Annotated in this window: 15 protein-coding genes; 14 read left to right on the top strand and 1 reads right to left on the bottom strand. The window is 53.8% G+C overall.

The window, feature by feature from the left end; translation table 11 throughout:
• The first annotated feature begins 8 nt into the window (after positions 1-8).
• Together Bovatus_RS20600 and cobO are read left to right on the top strand one after the other, a co-directional pair.
• Positions 9-722 (top strand): Dph6-related ATP pyrophosphatase, encoded by a 714-nt coding sequence (locus Bovatus_RS20600; RefSeq protein ID WP_032931883.1) that lies wholly within the window; start codon positions 9-11, stop codon positions 720-722.
• Between the two features lie 33 nt (positions 723-755).
• Positions 756-1,274 carry a cob(I)yrinic acid a,c-diamide adenosyltransferase gene (gene cobO, locus Bovatus_RS20595; RefSeq protein ID WP_004301307.1) on the top strand — a complete coding sequence of 173 codons (519 nt, stop codon included), beginning with the start codon at positions 756-758 and terminating at the stop codon, positions 1,272-1,274.
• Between the two features lie 148 nt (positions 1,275-1,422).
• Here cobO and Bovatus_RS20590 read toward each other — a convergent pair whose 3' ends face one another.
• On the bottom strand, positions 1,423-2,076 hold the full coding sequence (locus Bovatus_RS20590; protein ID WP_005944242.1) for a M23 family metallopeptidase: 654 nt from the start codon (positions 2,074-2,076) through the stop codon (positions 1,423-1,425).
• Between the two features lie 219 nt (positions 2,077-2,295).
• On the opposite strand from Bovatus_RS20590, the gene Bovatus_RS20585 reads away from it, so the two are divergent.
• Genes Bovatus_RS20585 through Bovatus_RS20530 form a run of 12 tightly spaced genes read left to right on the top strand, consistent with a single transcriptional unit; the run spans position 2,296 to position 14,084 of the window.
• Positions 2,296-3,054 (top strand): DUF4099 domain-containing protein, encoded by a 759-nt coding sequence (locus Bovatus_RS20585; RefSeq protein WP_004301304.1) that lies wholly within the window; start codon positions 2,296-2,298, stop codon positions 3,052-3,054.
• 20 nt (positions 3,055-3,074) lie between these two features.
• Positions 3,075-3,299 (top strand): hypothetical protein, encoded by a 225-nt coding sequence (locus Bovatus_RS20580; protein WP_004301303.1) that lies wholly within the window; start codon positions 3,075-3,077, stop codon positions 3,297-3,299.
• Positions 3,300-3,315: 16 nt separating this feature from the next.
• Entirely contained in the window at positions 3,316-4,893 is a 1,578-nt protein-coding gene (locus tag Bovatus_RS20575) for a hypothetical protein (protein ID WP_004301302.1), read from the top strand.
• A 3-nt stretch (positions 4,894-4,896) separates the two neighbouring features.
• Positions 4,897-6,285: a toprim domain-containing protein gene (locus Bovatus_RS20570; RefSeq protein WP_004301301.1), complete on the top strand. Its 1,389-nt coding sequence runs from the start codon at positions 4,897-4,899 to the stop codon at positions 6,283-6,285.
• Complete coding sequence (locus Bovatus_RS20565) at positions 6,282-6,779, top strand: PH domain-containing protein (RefSeq protein WP_004301300.1); 498 nt, start codon at positions 6,282-6,284, stop codon at positions 6,777-6,779. Before Bovatus_RS20570 ends, Bovatus_RS20565 begins: the two co-directional genes overlap by 4 nt.
• Positions 6,760-7,449, top strand: a complete 690-nt coding sequence (locus Bovatus_RS20560; RefSeq protein WP_004301299.1) for a hypothetical protein — start codon at positions 6,760-6,762, stop codon at positions 7,447-7,449. Before Bovatus_RS20565 ends, Bovatus_RS20560 begins: the two co-directional genes overlap by 20 nt.
• Before the next feature lie 14 nt (positions 7,450-7,463).
• Positions 7,464-8,147 (top strand): hypothetical protein, encoded by a 684-nt coding sequence (locus tag Bovatus_RS20555; protein ID WP_004301298.1) that lies wholly within the window; start codon positions 7,464-7,466, stop codon positions 8,145-8,147.
• 14 nt (positions 8,148-8,161) lie between these two features.
• Positions 8,162-8,827 (top strand): hypothetical protein, encoded by a 666-nt coding sequence (locus Bovatus_RS20550; protein ID WP_004301297.1) that lies wholly within the window; start codon positions 8,162-8,164, stop codon positions 8,825-8,827.
• Positions 8,828-8,851: 24 nt separating this feature from the next.
• Positions 8,852-9,682 carry a M23 family metallopeptidase gene (locus Bovatus_RS20545; RefSeq protein ID WP_004301296.1) on the top strand — a complete coding sequence of 277 codons (831 nt, stop codon included), beginning with the start codon at positions 8,852-8,854 and terminating at the stop codon, positions 9,680-9,682.
• 23 nt (positions 9,683-9,705) lie between these two features.
• Complete coding sequence (locus tag Bovatus_RS20540; RefSeq protein ID WP_004301295.1) at positions 9,706-9,987, top strand: hypothetical protein; 282 nt, start codon at positions 9,706-9,708, stop codon at positions 9,985-9,987.
• Between the two features lie 8 nt (positions 9,988-9,995).
• Complete coding sequence (locus tag Bovatus_RS20535; RefSeq protein WP_004301294.1) at positions 9,996-11,795, top strand: hypothetical protein; 1,800 nt, start codon at positions 9,996-9,998, stop codon at positions 11,793-11,795.
• Positions 11,796-11,822: 27 nt separating this feature from the next.
• Positions 11,823-14,084 (top strand): MutS N-terminal domain-containing protein, encoded by a 2,262-nt coding sequence (locus Bovatus_RS20530; protein ID WP_004301293.1) that lies wholly within the window; start codon positions 11,823-11,825, stop codon positions 14,082-14,084.
• The last annotated feature ends 5 nt before the right edge of the window (positions 14,085-14,089 follow it).

The raw sequence follows: 14,089 nt of genomic DNA, 5'->3' as shown, positions 1-14,089 counted from the left end.
AACATCGAATGGAAAAGATAAAAGCCGTATTCAACTGGAGCGGGGGAAAAGACTCCGCGCATGCCCTTTGGCGAGCTCGTCAATCGGAGCTATACGACATCGTTGCCCTGCTCACCACAATCAATCGTGACTCGCAACGCTCCAGCATGCACGGTATCCCACTCCCCTTGCTTCAGGCACAAGCAGACAGTATAGGTATTCCCCTGCATATCGTGAATCTCACACCCCAGGGGAACCTTGAAAATTACGCAGAGGCCATGACTTGCGCAGCCCTACATTTCAAGGAGCAAGGAGTAACCCATTTTATTTTCGGGGATATTTACTTGCACGATGTCCGTGCCTACAGGGAGCGACAACTCGCACCACTCGGAATAGAGGTTGTGGAGCCGTTATGGGGAGTAGTCTCCTCGGAAATCGTCATGCAGCAATACCTCGCTTCCGGACTGAAGACGGTCATCGTGACCACGCAAGCCGATGGCTTGGGAATGGATGCCATCGGTCGCGAGGTAGATGCCGACTTTATTGCCTCTCTCCCCAAGGAAATGGATCACAACGGAGAAAACGGAGAATACCACACGTTCTGCTACGACGGACCGATATTCTCCTCACCCGTACTTTTCCGACTGGGAACTCCCTTTAGCCAAAGTTATGACATCCGGCTTGAGGATGGCACGATTCAAACCTATACTTATTGTTTTGCCCATCTTTCCGCCGAACCATAACACGGATTACATTTGCAATCATAAATCAACAATATGGAAAACAAAGGATATATACATGTCTATACTGGCAACGGGAAAGGAAAGACAACGGCCGCATTTGGGCTTGCCATTCGAGTTTTGTGTGCCGGAGGAAGCGTCTTCATCGGACAATTCGTAAAGAACATGAAATATAATGAAACCAAGATCGAACATCTGTTTAACAACGTCCGCATCCAGCAATTCGGTCGGGGGTGCTTTATTGAAAAGAAGCCGGCACAAGAAGATATTGACGCAGCTTATGCGGGATTGGAAAGCTGCAAACAAATTCTCGCTTCGGGAGAGTATAATCTGGTCGTGCTCGATGAACTAACCATTGCCCTGTATTACGAGTTGCTTTCTATTGAGGAGGTATTGACGGCGATTTCTCGACGACATTCCGGGACAGAGTTGGTAATCACGGGACGGTACGCTCCGGCAGAATTGATCGACATAGCCGACTTGGTCACGGAGATGCGAGAAGTCAAACATTATTACACGGAAGGCGTCCTCTCCCGCAACGGGATAGACCGTTAGAGTCCGATCTCCCTACTCGGTCTTGGTTTCACAATCATTCAAATAAAAAATTACGATAAGTTCCAAAATGAAAAGTTCCCTGTTTTAATCGAAAACCACATCACCTAATGACACTCTTTTCGATTAGCGTTTGGCGACATAAACACTCTTACAACAGTCTGCTCAAAGCTGAAATGCACTCCTGCTGTGTAGTCCGGATGTAATCGAAAACGACCGACGGATCGACACTCTTGCCATTTAGCTTGCAGGTTATGTGCAAGTGCTCGCCTGTACTTCGTCCGGTCGAGCCGGTAATACCGACGGCATCACGGGGACGGACTACCGTACCCTTGGCGGTCAGCACCCGTGAAAGGTGGCAATAGCTGACGGTGTAATTTCCGTGCCGCAGGGTCACATACTTGCCGGACGTCTTGTCCTGTCCCACTTTGACGACCACCCCCTCCATCATGGCCAATACCTGCTCGCCCCGTGCGTGCAGGTCGATACCGCCGTGAAACTTCCTCTTTCCGGTAAACGGGTCTTTCCGGTAGCCGTATGGTGATGTAATTCTGATGCGCTGCAATGGATAAGACACACTGAGATAACGGTCAATCCACAACTTCTTACTTTCATCGGCAGGTTTTGTCGAAGTCTCCTGTACAGGAGCCATGCTTTCGGGTGTCGGCTCCGGCTTTTTCATACCCTCCTGCAAGGCTTCTACCTTGTATCTTTCTGGTGTCTTGGCAATCGTGTTGAACTGCGCCTGAGCGGGCATCGTGCAGAATGAAACACCCGATATTGCTATCAGTAAAATTTTTCTCATTCGGCAAAGTTATAACGGGAGTTTTCATGTCGGAAACAAACAGCCGTCATTTCTTGTATTGGTTTGATATTTTGCGTCTATTAGTACGATTTGAATTGAATAATCGTACTAATGAAGATAAAAACAGCATATTATAACCATTTATATAGCTGTATTTTTGTCCGTCATAATAAGATGTCCCTATCTTTGTATAGTACAATTTTATAATATGAATATAGTATGAAAAAAGTTCAGATTGAATTTGATGAATTACCTTTTCCGACACTGGAACGATTCGGTCTCACACGGGAGATGATTGAGGATTTGCCGATGCGTGTGTTGGACGACATCTGCGATGGTCGGCATTCTCCCGTGCTTCCCGTGCGTGTCACGGACGAGCATGGCGGGCAAATAGAGAGCCGTAGCCGCTTTGCCTTTATCCGCATGGACAACGGTCAGGTGGATGTGGTCTTCTATCCGGCACTGAAATCCTCTCCGTTGGAACGGTATGACGAAGCGCAGCAGAAACAGTTGCTCGACGGCAAGGCGATTGTCGCCGACGTGGAAATGGCGGACGGCCGGAGCAGCAAGGCTTTCGTGCAGATTGACACCGAGACGAAACAGGTGATGTATGTCCCCACGCCCATCATCGCACGCAACCTGAAAGTGCTGGCCGAGGTCATGCGCCTCGGTGCGGTGGAGGTAAACGGGATGCAGCACGGCGAGCCGCTGACGGTCGTCGTGGACGGCGAGTCTGCTACAGTGGGCATAGACCTTCATGCCAAGACCGGCATCCGCTTCTGTTCGGGCGACGCGCAGCAATGGCGCAACCAGCCCAAGCGCGAGTGGGACAAATACACCTTCGGGTGCTACGGTTGCTGGATCATGGACGATGACGGCAACCTTGACTACGTTTCGGAAGAGGACTACACCGAGGAGTTGTGGAACGAACAGAAGAAGAGCGGCGAACGCAACCGTGCGGCAGCCCTCCACAAGTAAAAACAATCAATCCGTAGATTATGGCACAAAACGAATATTATCCCGAAGAGGTACTTGTCGGGAAGATGCAGAGCGGCGAATACGGCTGGCTCGATTACGTCAATCATTTCTCCGCCGACTGGCAGGAGGAATACGCCCGTTACTGCGAGGAAAAGGGGCTTGCTGTCGGCAACGAATCCGCTGCCGAGTTTGTCCGCTTCAAGGACGAACAGCTGGAGGCAGCAATGGAACGCGGCGACGCATAACGAAAACAATCCGACTATGGCGATACGAACGAATACCAATCCCCGGCAGATGGACTTGCAGCCCGAAATGCGCAATATGCTGATGCGTAACGGCCTGCAAGCCCATGTTGCGCTTGATGGTTCAGGGTATCGGCTGATTGTGCAGGGGCATAATTCTCCGCTGCTGGTCTATCCGATAAGCGAACGTCAGATGTTGGCACTCACGGACTGGGGAACCAATACGGCCAACAAGAAAGCCTACAACGTGCTCACGAGCATCGTGGGCAAAGACTTCTATATGCCCAAGAACTTCGTCCATGCCCGCAATGCCAACGGGCGTGTGGCTATGGGGCTGCACGGCTACCGCATCGGCATCGGCGAGTACGGTCGCATGGGACGGATGGGAATGCCCCCGCCGTTCCTCGGCTGGACGCCACGCAACCAGTGGGGCTTGCACCTGCGCAGGGTCGGCGGCCAACTGTTCTTTCCGGGGCCGTCCATCGTACCCGAACGTCCCGACGGGCGCATGAAGCCCGGCGAGTTGCAATCGGGCGGTTACGGATTCTATTACAAGGGGCATCAACAGGCGCAACCCGTACAGCAACGGGACGTTCTGCAGGACTTGCAGGCGGTCATCACGCCGATGGTCAGCCGTCCGCGCAGCGGGGAACCGGCACGGTCGTACAAGGAGCTTATAGCCTCTCCGGTCTATTTTTCCAACGAGAAATTGGCGGAGTGCCTTGCCTCGCACGGTCTTGTCGTGGATGCGGAAAGGCGGACGCTGACTGTGCAGTCGGAAAGCGTCCAAGCCGATATGGTCTATGACCTGACGGAAAAGGAAGTGAGGACACTGGTTGCCGCACCCATCGAGGAACAACCCGTAGAAAAACGTCTGGAACTGCTGAACGGCATTATCGGGGCTGACTTTTCCGACAAAGTGACGATGGAGGCTCTCAACAGCGATCAACGCATCGCTATCGGCCTGCATCCCGAAGTACAGCAGGATTTGGAACAACGCCAACGGCAGGAGCAGGAGGCTTTCATGCCGGTGGAAACCTCGCTGCAACAGCAAGAGGAATCCATACAGGGCTATGTCGGTGCGGCAGTGGACGGGCGTGACCTCCAGTTTCTGAATGAAAACAAGGGATGGTATCGGGAAGAGAAGCACGGGCGGGAAGTTGAAGTGAGCCAGATAGCCGTTCAACCGGCACAAACCGAGGGGAAATACAGGATGACCGCTGTTATCGACGGTCAGGCTATCAGCCATGAGATAACCCAACGGGATTACGACAAGTTCCTTGCTGTGGATGATTATCACCGGATGAAGCTCTTTTCCAAGATTTTCAGCGAAGTGGACATGAAAACACGCCCGGAAGCACAACGGGGGCTCGGTACGAAAATCTTTGCCGCCCTCACCGCAGGTACGGTAGTCGCGGCGGGTGTCGCGCACGGCATCCACCATCACTGCCATGCCCCGGAGTTCTACGGCGAGTGTTTCGGCGGTCCGCCACGCCCGTACATCAAGCTGGGGGTCGATACACCGAGGGATATGGCCATCCGTTGTTTCGAGGCAGAGATGAACCGTGAAATCAATGATATGAGAATGGGGAGGTAAACCATGAGAGAGGGCGAACTGACTTATGACGATTTTCTGCGCAGGCTGAACATTCAGGACGTGCTTATCGACGCGGGCTATCACCTGAACCGGCGCGACGGCCTGCGCTATCCCTCGTATGTCCGGTTGGACAGCGAGGGGCGGCGCATCCGCAACGACAAGTTCATTGTCACGCAGCAAGGGAAATGCTGTTTCAAACCGCAACAGCAGAAGTCGTATAACATCATTTCCTTTATCAAGGAGCATCCGCATTTTTTTGCGGAATACCGTACAGGCGTGTCTCCCGACCGACTGGTAAACCTTGTCTGTAACCGGTTGCTGAACCATCCCGTCGCTGACCGGGACATCCGGATTATCCAGCCTAAACGGGATGTGAAGCCGTTTGACATGGCGGATTACGACATTCACCAGTTCAATCCGCAGGATCGGGCGACACAAAAGAAGTTCTATCCGTTCTTCAAGCATCGGGGCATCGACCTTTACACGCAGTATGCCTTTCATCGGAACTTCTGTCTGGCGACGAAGCATCGTGAGGACGGCATGAAATACACCAACCTCGCCTTTCCGCTGACCGTTCCGAAAGATACGGGACAGGTTGTCGGTCTGGAAGAGCGAGGCCGCCCTCGCATGGATGGCAGCGGCAGTTATAAAGGGAAGGCGGAAGGGAGCAATTCGAGCCAAGGGTTATGGATTGCCAGCCCAGCCAAAACTACGCTTACCGAAGCCAAGCATATCTACTGGTTCGAGAGTGCATACGACGCGATGGCCTATTACCAGCTTCATCAGGCCAACGACAAGGATTTGCGGAAAGCGGTCTTCATATCTACCGGCGGTAACCCGACGGTGGAACAGATGCGGGGTGTCCTCACGCTCTCGCTTCCTGCCAAGCAACACATCTGTTTCGATACCGACCTTGCGGGAATCGAGTTTGCCAAGAACCTGCAACAGGAGATGTACCGGGTTGTCCGTTCCACCATCGAGGAGACACCGGAGCGGAAGCCTTATCTGGATTCCGTTACTGACGGCAAGAACCTCGATGAAGGTGACATAGACCTGTTGCCCGACGCTTTGCGGTCGAGCTACGGGAAATATGAATCCGCATGGGAAGAAGCCATGTCGATGCGTTCGAGCGGCCTGTGCCATCCGGACGACATACGGGAACAGACGGATATCATGAACGGAAATTACAAGGAGTTCCGTGAAGGATTGCGGGAGTTCCTCGGTCTGGACAAGGCGAATGACGCCTCTTTTGTCCGTGAACAGCCTACCTATCCCAACAAGGACTGGAACGAACAGCTTTTGGCCGAGCAGAAACAGGAAGAGACGGTCGATGAGACACAGGCGAGAGAACAGTCACCGGAAGAGGAACAACAAACACACTTTCGCCGATGATGACCGATGCACCCACAGGACATTTCCAAAGTATCGTGCTGCAACCGCACGCCGGACAGTTCGTTATCGACGAGCTGCCCGCAATCGTATTGTGCTGTGCAGCATGGGTGTATGGTGGCATGGAGGGACTGCCTCTGACAGCTCTTGCCGTATCGGTTGCCGCATTGCTTGCTTTGGTATTGCTGTACCGTTTCATCTATCTGCGCCGGACACGCTACCACATCGGTAGCGAGCAGCTTATCAGCAGGCATGGGGTGCTGTCCCGGAAGACGGACTACATGGAACAATACCGTATCGTGGACTTTGTGGAACACCAAAACCTCATGCAGCAGCTTTGCGGATTGAAGACGGTACGCATATTCTCGATGGACAGGAATACGCCCCGGCTTGATTTGGTAGGTATCAGACACAACTTCGATGTGGTAACGCTTATCCGGGAACGGGTCGAGTATAACAAACGAAAAAAGGGAATATATGAAATCACGAATCATTAGCCTGGTCATTTTTGCCGTCTGCATGATGCCACACTGGGCGAAAGCACAAATCACGGCATCCAATCCGTTGGAATGGATGGCGTTGGCCGAGGGCAACGAGGTCATCAATGACCAGATAGAGAAACAGATAAACGGTCAGACGAAGACAGCGATGCTGCAGAACAGCATCGCCGCCGAGTTCAACCGCATTCACAAATGGGAGAAGCAATATAACAGCTATCTCAAGACGGCAAGCGGCTACGCTTCGTCGCTGAAAGCCTGCACCCACCTCTACAACGACGGCGTGAGAATCTTTCTCACGTTAGGGAAACTGGGCAACGCCATCAGGAACAACCCGCAGGGCATCATTGCCTCCATAAGCATGAACAACCTCTATATCGAGACGGCAACGGAACTGGTATCGGTCTTCACACTCCTGAATGACGCAGTGGCCAAGGGCGGCAAAGAGAATATGCTCACGGGAGCGGAACGCAGCAAGACCCTGTGGGCGTTGAACGACAAACTTTCGGCTTTCAGCCGGAAGCTACACCTGCTCTACCTGAGCATACGATACTATACCCTCAATGACATGTGGAACAATGTGACGGCCGGGATGCTCGACCGCAACAATGGGGAGGCGGCACGGATGGCCATGACCCGTTGGCGCAGGGCTGCCGTCCTCGCACGATAAAAACGGAACTGACAATGAAACGGACGATTTGGATAGGCATCTTATTGTTGTGCATCGGCATCGGCAAGGCACGGGCGCAAAACGACCCTGTACTGGCCGGAATGATCCTGCTCTATACCGACAAGGCGGAAAAGGAGCTGAAGAAACAGGAGAAAGTCATGCTGATGCAGACCACCGGACACCTGTGGACGAAAGAGGAAGTGAAAGCCACGACCGACCTGCAACGGGAGTTCAACAGCTATCTGGACTCTTTCCGGTCGATAGTCTGCTACGCGGCGCAGATATACGGTTTCTATCACGAAATATCGAAGCTGACGGATAACATGGGTGACTTTACCAGACAGGTGAGCCGGAACAGCTCCCATGCGTTGGCCGTCGCCCTCTCCACGCAACGAAACCGGATTTACCGGGAACTGATCATGAACAGCGTGGAGATTGTGAACGACATCCGCATGGCGTGCCTTTCGGACAACAAGATGACGGAGAAAGAGCGCATGGAAATCGTATTCGGCATCCGTCCGAAGCTCAAGATGATGAACAAGAAACTGCAACGGCTGACCAAGGCGGTGAAGTACACGACAATGGGCGACATCTGGCGTGAAATCGACGAGGGAGCACGTCCGGTGGCCGGCAAACGGGACATAGTGGAAGCTGCCAAGCGACGCTGGCGGCAGATTGGAAGAAATGTAAGACCTTAAAAAACAGACAATGTATGGGCGTTTGGAGTACACTATTGAAATATGGCGGCAAGGCCGCAAAAGGTGTCGGTACGGCAACGGCGGCTACCGGCAAAAGTATGGGTAAGGCAGTGCTGCACCCTTCGCAGACCTTGCGTGGTGCAGGACAGGCAGTCAAGACAGCGACTATCGGCGGTGCGATCGGTTATGTGGGCTGGGAGAAGCTGACCACCGACAAAAGCGTGGTGCGTATCGTGAGCGATGCCGTTGTGGGCGAATCCGTCACGGATACCATTGCAGGCACGGCGGACGGCGTGCGTGAACTAACGGGCAAGGCCGGAGAAGCCGTCAGTTCGGTCAGCGGTGCGGTAACCGGCATCGACAACAAACTGAACGGCGTGTCGAACTTTTTGCGACAGGCCTCCGGTGGCGGAGGTCTTGATATGTTCGGCAACTTTTTCCGCAACCTTGGCAGCGGCAACGTGTCAGGGTTGAGCATCGCCGGACTGGTTGCGGCGGCGTTCCTCATATTCGGACGCTTCGGCTGGCTGGGCAAGATTGCCGGCGCATTTCTCGGCATGATGCTCATCGGCAACAATGCGGGTGTCTTCCGCACGCCGGAGACAGAAAACGTGCAACGTACCCGTACACCTGACTTTTCGGCAGGGGAACAGGCACATGGCGGAGGAATGAGAAGATAGAATACGAATCAAAATGGAAACAGCATGAAATATACAGAAGAAATGATCCTGCAATCCGATAGCGGTTATTGTATGCCTTTCGAGGAACAGCAGGGCAAAGACGTGGAGCTGTCGCTCGGCTACGGCGAACAGACCGACCCGGTGACGGGCGAGAAATTCTTTCATCACGGCATTGACTTCAACGTGCGGTGCTATATGCTTTCCGCCCTTGCCAGCGGCATTGTGTCGGGCGTGGGCAACGATTCCGGACACGGCATCTGCCAGACCATCCGCTACGGGGAATATGAGGTGACATACGGAAACCTGTCCAATGTCTTCGCCCAATTCGGACAGCGTGTAAAGGCCGGACAGACGGTAGCTTTGAGCGGTGACAAACTGCACATGACCGTCCGCTTCAAGGGCGAGGAACTGAATCCGTTGGAATTCTTGACAATGCTGTACGGGAATATCCAGGCAATGCGTCAGGCCGGCGGACACGAAACCGACTATCCCTCCGGTGTAGAGATGGAACTGGGAACCGATTATGACCGGGATAAGAGAGAGATAGAGGAACTGATGCTGCGCTTCCTGCCGCACTATATGGAGGATTTGCGGCATGGAGCATACACCTTGCCCCGAAATACGGAGCAGTCGCTACGCCACATCTTCACGGTGGGTGCGATGAAGGAGTATTTCTACGAGAATATGCCGAGCATGGCCAATCCGCTCGGACTGGGACATAAGGCCATGCCGCTGGCCTGCAAGGTGCAGAACCTCCTGATTGCGGATTTCCTGCATTACCTCGCCCTGCGGCATGATGTGTACCTCTCCACTGCGGGCAGTGACATAAAAAAAAACTCCATGACGAAGCCCTGACCTATGGCGGCATCATAGACCCGTTGGCGGAACTGGACATCGACATACAGAGTTTCGACATACCGAGGCTTGTCACGGTCTATCCCGACCGGGCGGGTGTGCGCTGGTGGACGAAGGCATGGTTCAACAACAGGGAAGAGGGCGAGACATCCGTCGAAATCGAACGGGAGCAGGCGATACGGTTCATGCAGGACAACATCGAAAAGGACGCATGGCTGGAAGAGTTCTTTCCCCGGCAGATGGAGGTTTACCACAACGCCATCGAGCAGACGAAAGAACAGTTATTGAAACAGATAAATATATAATACACAATATGGATGGAATCAAACATAGCCGGCAATTCGCAGAAATGGAACGCCTCGTGAGCGACTATTTCCACTGCCACCTTGCGCCCGTCATGTCGAAGACACAGGCTTACCTCACGAAGAAACAGGGCGAGGAAATGAGGGAGTATTCCACCTCTTTGGGCGGCATACTCAGCGCGATGGCGTCTGCGGCACAGCCGATGGGCGACCCGTACCAGGTACTCAAGGTCACGGGCGAATGGAACTCGAAGACAACGGAGGACTATATCGGAATGTGCAAGGCGGAGATTACCGGCTCCAAAGAGATACAGCAAGACCTCGCATACATGGCCGGGCAATGGCGCGATACTGTCGTGCAGGAAATCGGGCGCAAGCGTTACGATGAACTGTCGGAACAATTAGGCGGCGACCTTGCCTATGCCTATATGGACTACCGGGTGGAGGAACTGATGATCGACCGGCTGGTCAAGGAGCGTATGCCGAAATCGTCAGCCGACTACATCATCCGCAAAGCCGCAGAATCAAGCCTGCTTGGACTTTCGCAGACCTTCAACCGCTCGCCGCTTGCTGTGGAAATCGAGGCACGGGGCGAAGCCGCCTACCGTCCGAAAGGATGGGAAAAAGGCGCGGGTCGGGTACTGGGCGCAACGGCAGATACCGTGATGATGGGAGGCGTGGGTTCGTGGGCAACACTGGCGAAGTTTGTCGGGGCGGACGTGGCTATCTCGGCAGTCGCCTCACGCTTCGAGCCTGAAAAGCCTGATACGCTTTCTGTGGAAGAGTGTATAAGCAAAGGGGTGTTCGGCAGCGAACGGAACGTATTTACGGACTTCCGCAAGGAGGCTGCAACGGTACAGACGGGTGACAGTGCGCTCATCGTGGCCGCCAACGAGCGGTTGAAGAAGAAAATACCGGTGATGGATTTCAGTTTCCCGAAGTGGATGCAGACACCAAAGTTTACCCCTTTCCAAATGCCAGAAATACCCGGACACCCTGAAAAGAAGAATGAACGTGCCGAACGGTACAAGGATGTGCCGCTGGTCGTCGCTCCCGGACAGGAAGAAGCCTATTTGAAGCATTTGGAGAAATATAAGAATGCAACGGCTGTAACTGCCAAAAAGGAATCAACGCAGCCGGAGACGGAACAGAGGGAAAAAGTGGAGAAAGAGGAACGGCAGGTGGTTATTCCACGTGAGGAAGAAAAGCAAGAGAGAGAGGCTGTGCAGACCAACACGAACGGATGGAGCGGATTGCTCAGTACGTTGGGATTAGAGGGATTGGGCGATATCACGGGCAACCTCGGATATGTCATGGCCATGCTGCCCGACATCCTGTTGGGGGCTTTTACCGGCAAGACACAATCGTTGCGCTTTGGGGACAACCTGCTGCCGATAGCGAGTATTGTGGCCGGTCTGTTCGTGCGTAACCCGCTGCTGAAGATGCTCCTTGTCGGTCTGGGCGGCGCAAACCTGCTGAACAAGGCGGGACACGAGGCTTTGGGGCGACCCATGCCGTCCGCTGCCGAACAGACGGAGAACCAGTACCGCCGTTATCCCGATGAACCGCTCAATCCCCGTATTGTGAACCCGGTACTGCAAGGCAGTACGCTCATCGCCACGATAGACCGTGTGCCTTGTACCATCCAGCTCACGCCGACCGTCGCGGAGGCTTACCGTGCAGGGGCATTGCCGCTGAACACGCTGGCGAACGCCGTGCTTGCCAAGAGCGACCAGTTGCGCCATATCGCTTCGCAGAATTACGATGACGGACAGCGGGAAACGGTCGTGCGTACACGGGGCATCCAATAATTCCATGAACAATAAAAGCATGATGATATGAAAGAAAAGTCGCAAATCGAGAAGAAAGCCGAGGCAAGGCAGGCGGAACTGCTGTCTGCCGCACTGAGCGGGGCGTCGAACGCTGGCGGCCATTGGCTCAACGTATCGGGCAAGGGATTTCCCCGGCTCTATCCGCAAGGGGTCTCGGCCAGCCCGTTCAATGCCCTCTTTATGGCCTTGCATTCGGACAATAACGGATGCAAGACCAACCTGTTCACGCTTTACAGTGAAACCAAGGTACGGGGTGCTGCGGTGCGGGAGCATGAGCAGGGCGTACCGTTCCTGTTCTATAACTGGAACAAGTATGTCAACCGGAACAATCCGGATGAGACCATCGACCGTACCGCCTATCTCCAATTGGACGAAGAGCATAAGGCACAGTTCAAGGGTGTCCACAACCGGGAGATCCGCACGCTTTTCAATATCGACCAGACGACGTTGCCCTACGTTGACAAGCCGGCTTACGAGGATGCGGTAAAGCAGGATGGCAGTGTTCAGGAAAGAGGATATACCGAGGCGGACAACCGCAGGTTGCGCACCCGGTTCAACGACTTTCTATTGAAGATGCGGGACAACCTCGTTCCCGTGCGCTCGGACGGTAGCGGAGTTCCTCATTACGAGACGGACAAAGATGCGGTCTATATGCCGCGTCAAAAGGATTTTGAACATTACCACGATTATATGCAGGAAGCCTTGCGGCAGATCGTGAGTGCTACGGGGCATCAACAGCGGCTCGCCCGTGAAGGCATGGTCATGAAGAACGGCGTGGCCCCGTCGGAGGATGCGGTAAAATATGAAAGGTTGGTCGTGGAACTGGCTTCGGGTATCAAAATGCTGGAACTGGGACTGCCCGCCCGTCTGTCCGATGCAAGCCTGAAGACGGTGGATTACTGGTGCCGGGAGTTCAAGGAAAATCCGTGTATGATGGACGCTCTCGAAAGCGACGTGAACAATGCGCTTGATGTTATCCGAAAAGCGGAACGGGGCGAGAAAATTGAGTACGCCACCCTGCGAAACAGACGGCAGACCACGACCATGCAGGAACAGATGCACAAGCATTACTTTGTGGCGAATGAAATCCGCCAGCACCCGGACAAGGCGGCGAAAAGCATCGTCCTCGTCATAGACCGGGAGGCAAAATCGGCAGATGTCATTTTGCCGGCAGGAGCTTCGACCGAGGCGAACAACGAGATTCCCGGCATGAACAAGGGACGTATCGAACGGGCATTGCAGAAAGAGGGTATCGAGCAGGTGCGTTTCTATAATACTGACGGTGCATTGGGCTACAGACCCGATGACAGCTATTTCAATGAAAAAATGGTGACACTGGCCCGGTTAAGGAACTACACGTTGGAAAAGCTCTCCACGCTGGACGTGTCGGAGGCGGTCAGACGGGCGAATGAGGTCGGGTTCGATGCCGTGCAGATGATTCAGGACGACAAGAACCGTTGGGCACTCTATATCAAGCCGGAAAACAAGGAGGGGTACAGCGTCTATCCCGATAAGGAGGATGTGAACCGTTTTTTCTCCACGCTCAAGCAGGCGATGGACAACATCGACAAGGTACGGATGGAGCTGGCGCACAAGTATTATGCACTGGCGGAGGTCAAGCCCGACCTGAAAGTGGATTTGTTCGGCAGCGATACGCCGGAGATTGACCTGAACCGTATTCAGCGTGTTGCCATCTTCAAGACCAGGCAGGATGGAATCCAGTGTGTGGCAACCATCGACGGACAAAAGCTGCAGCCCCGCAGCGTCACTCCACAGCAGTGGCAACGGATGTGGGTGGCGGAAGACCGGGACGGCTACAAGCGGCATTTGGCGGCCACGCTGTTTGCCGATGTGCTGCAAAAGGGACAATCCGTCGGGGAACAGAAAGCGGAAGAGCAGGTACGGCAACAGAATGAGACGGTGCCGGAAAATCGGTCGGAAGAGACGAATGATGAAAATATGTCTCCGAAACGGCAGTTTTGGGACAACCTCAAGGAAAAGCATCCCGACGCCCTGTATCTGATTCGTGCAGGAGAAGTGTACCGGCTTTATAATGAGGATGCGGCAAAGGGAGCAAAAATACTGGGAATTACGGTCAAGGAATATCCGGAACATGGATTTTCGACTTTCGCAGAGTTCCCAAGGACGCAACTGGACAGCTATCTGCCCAAACTTGTCCGTGCCGGTGAGCGTGTCGCCATCAGTGAGATAGAGCTACAGGATAAACGGCAGGACGAGCAGGAAACACATAGGGGTATTCATAGATAAGGAGT

The sequence above is a fragment of the Bacteroides ovatus genome, assembly GCF_001314995.1.
GTDB lineage: Bacteria > Bacteroidota > Bacteroidia > Bacteroidales > Bacteroidaceae > Bacteroides > Bacteroides ovatus.
The sequence above is the reverse complement of the archived record's forward strand: the minus strand, read 5'-3'. Positions and strand labels throughout refer to the sequence as shown.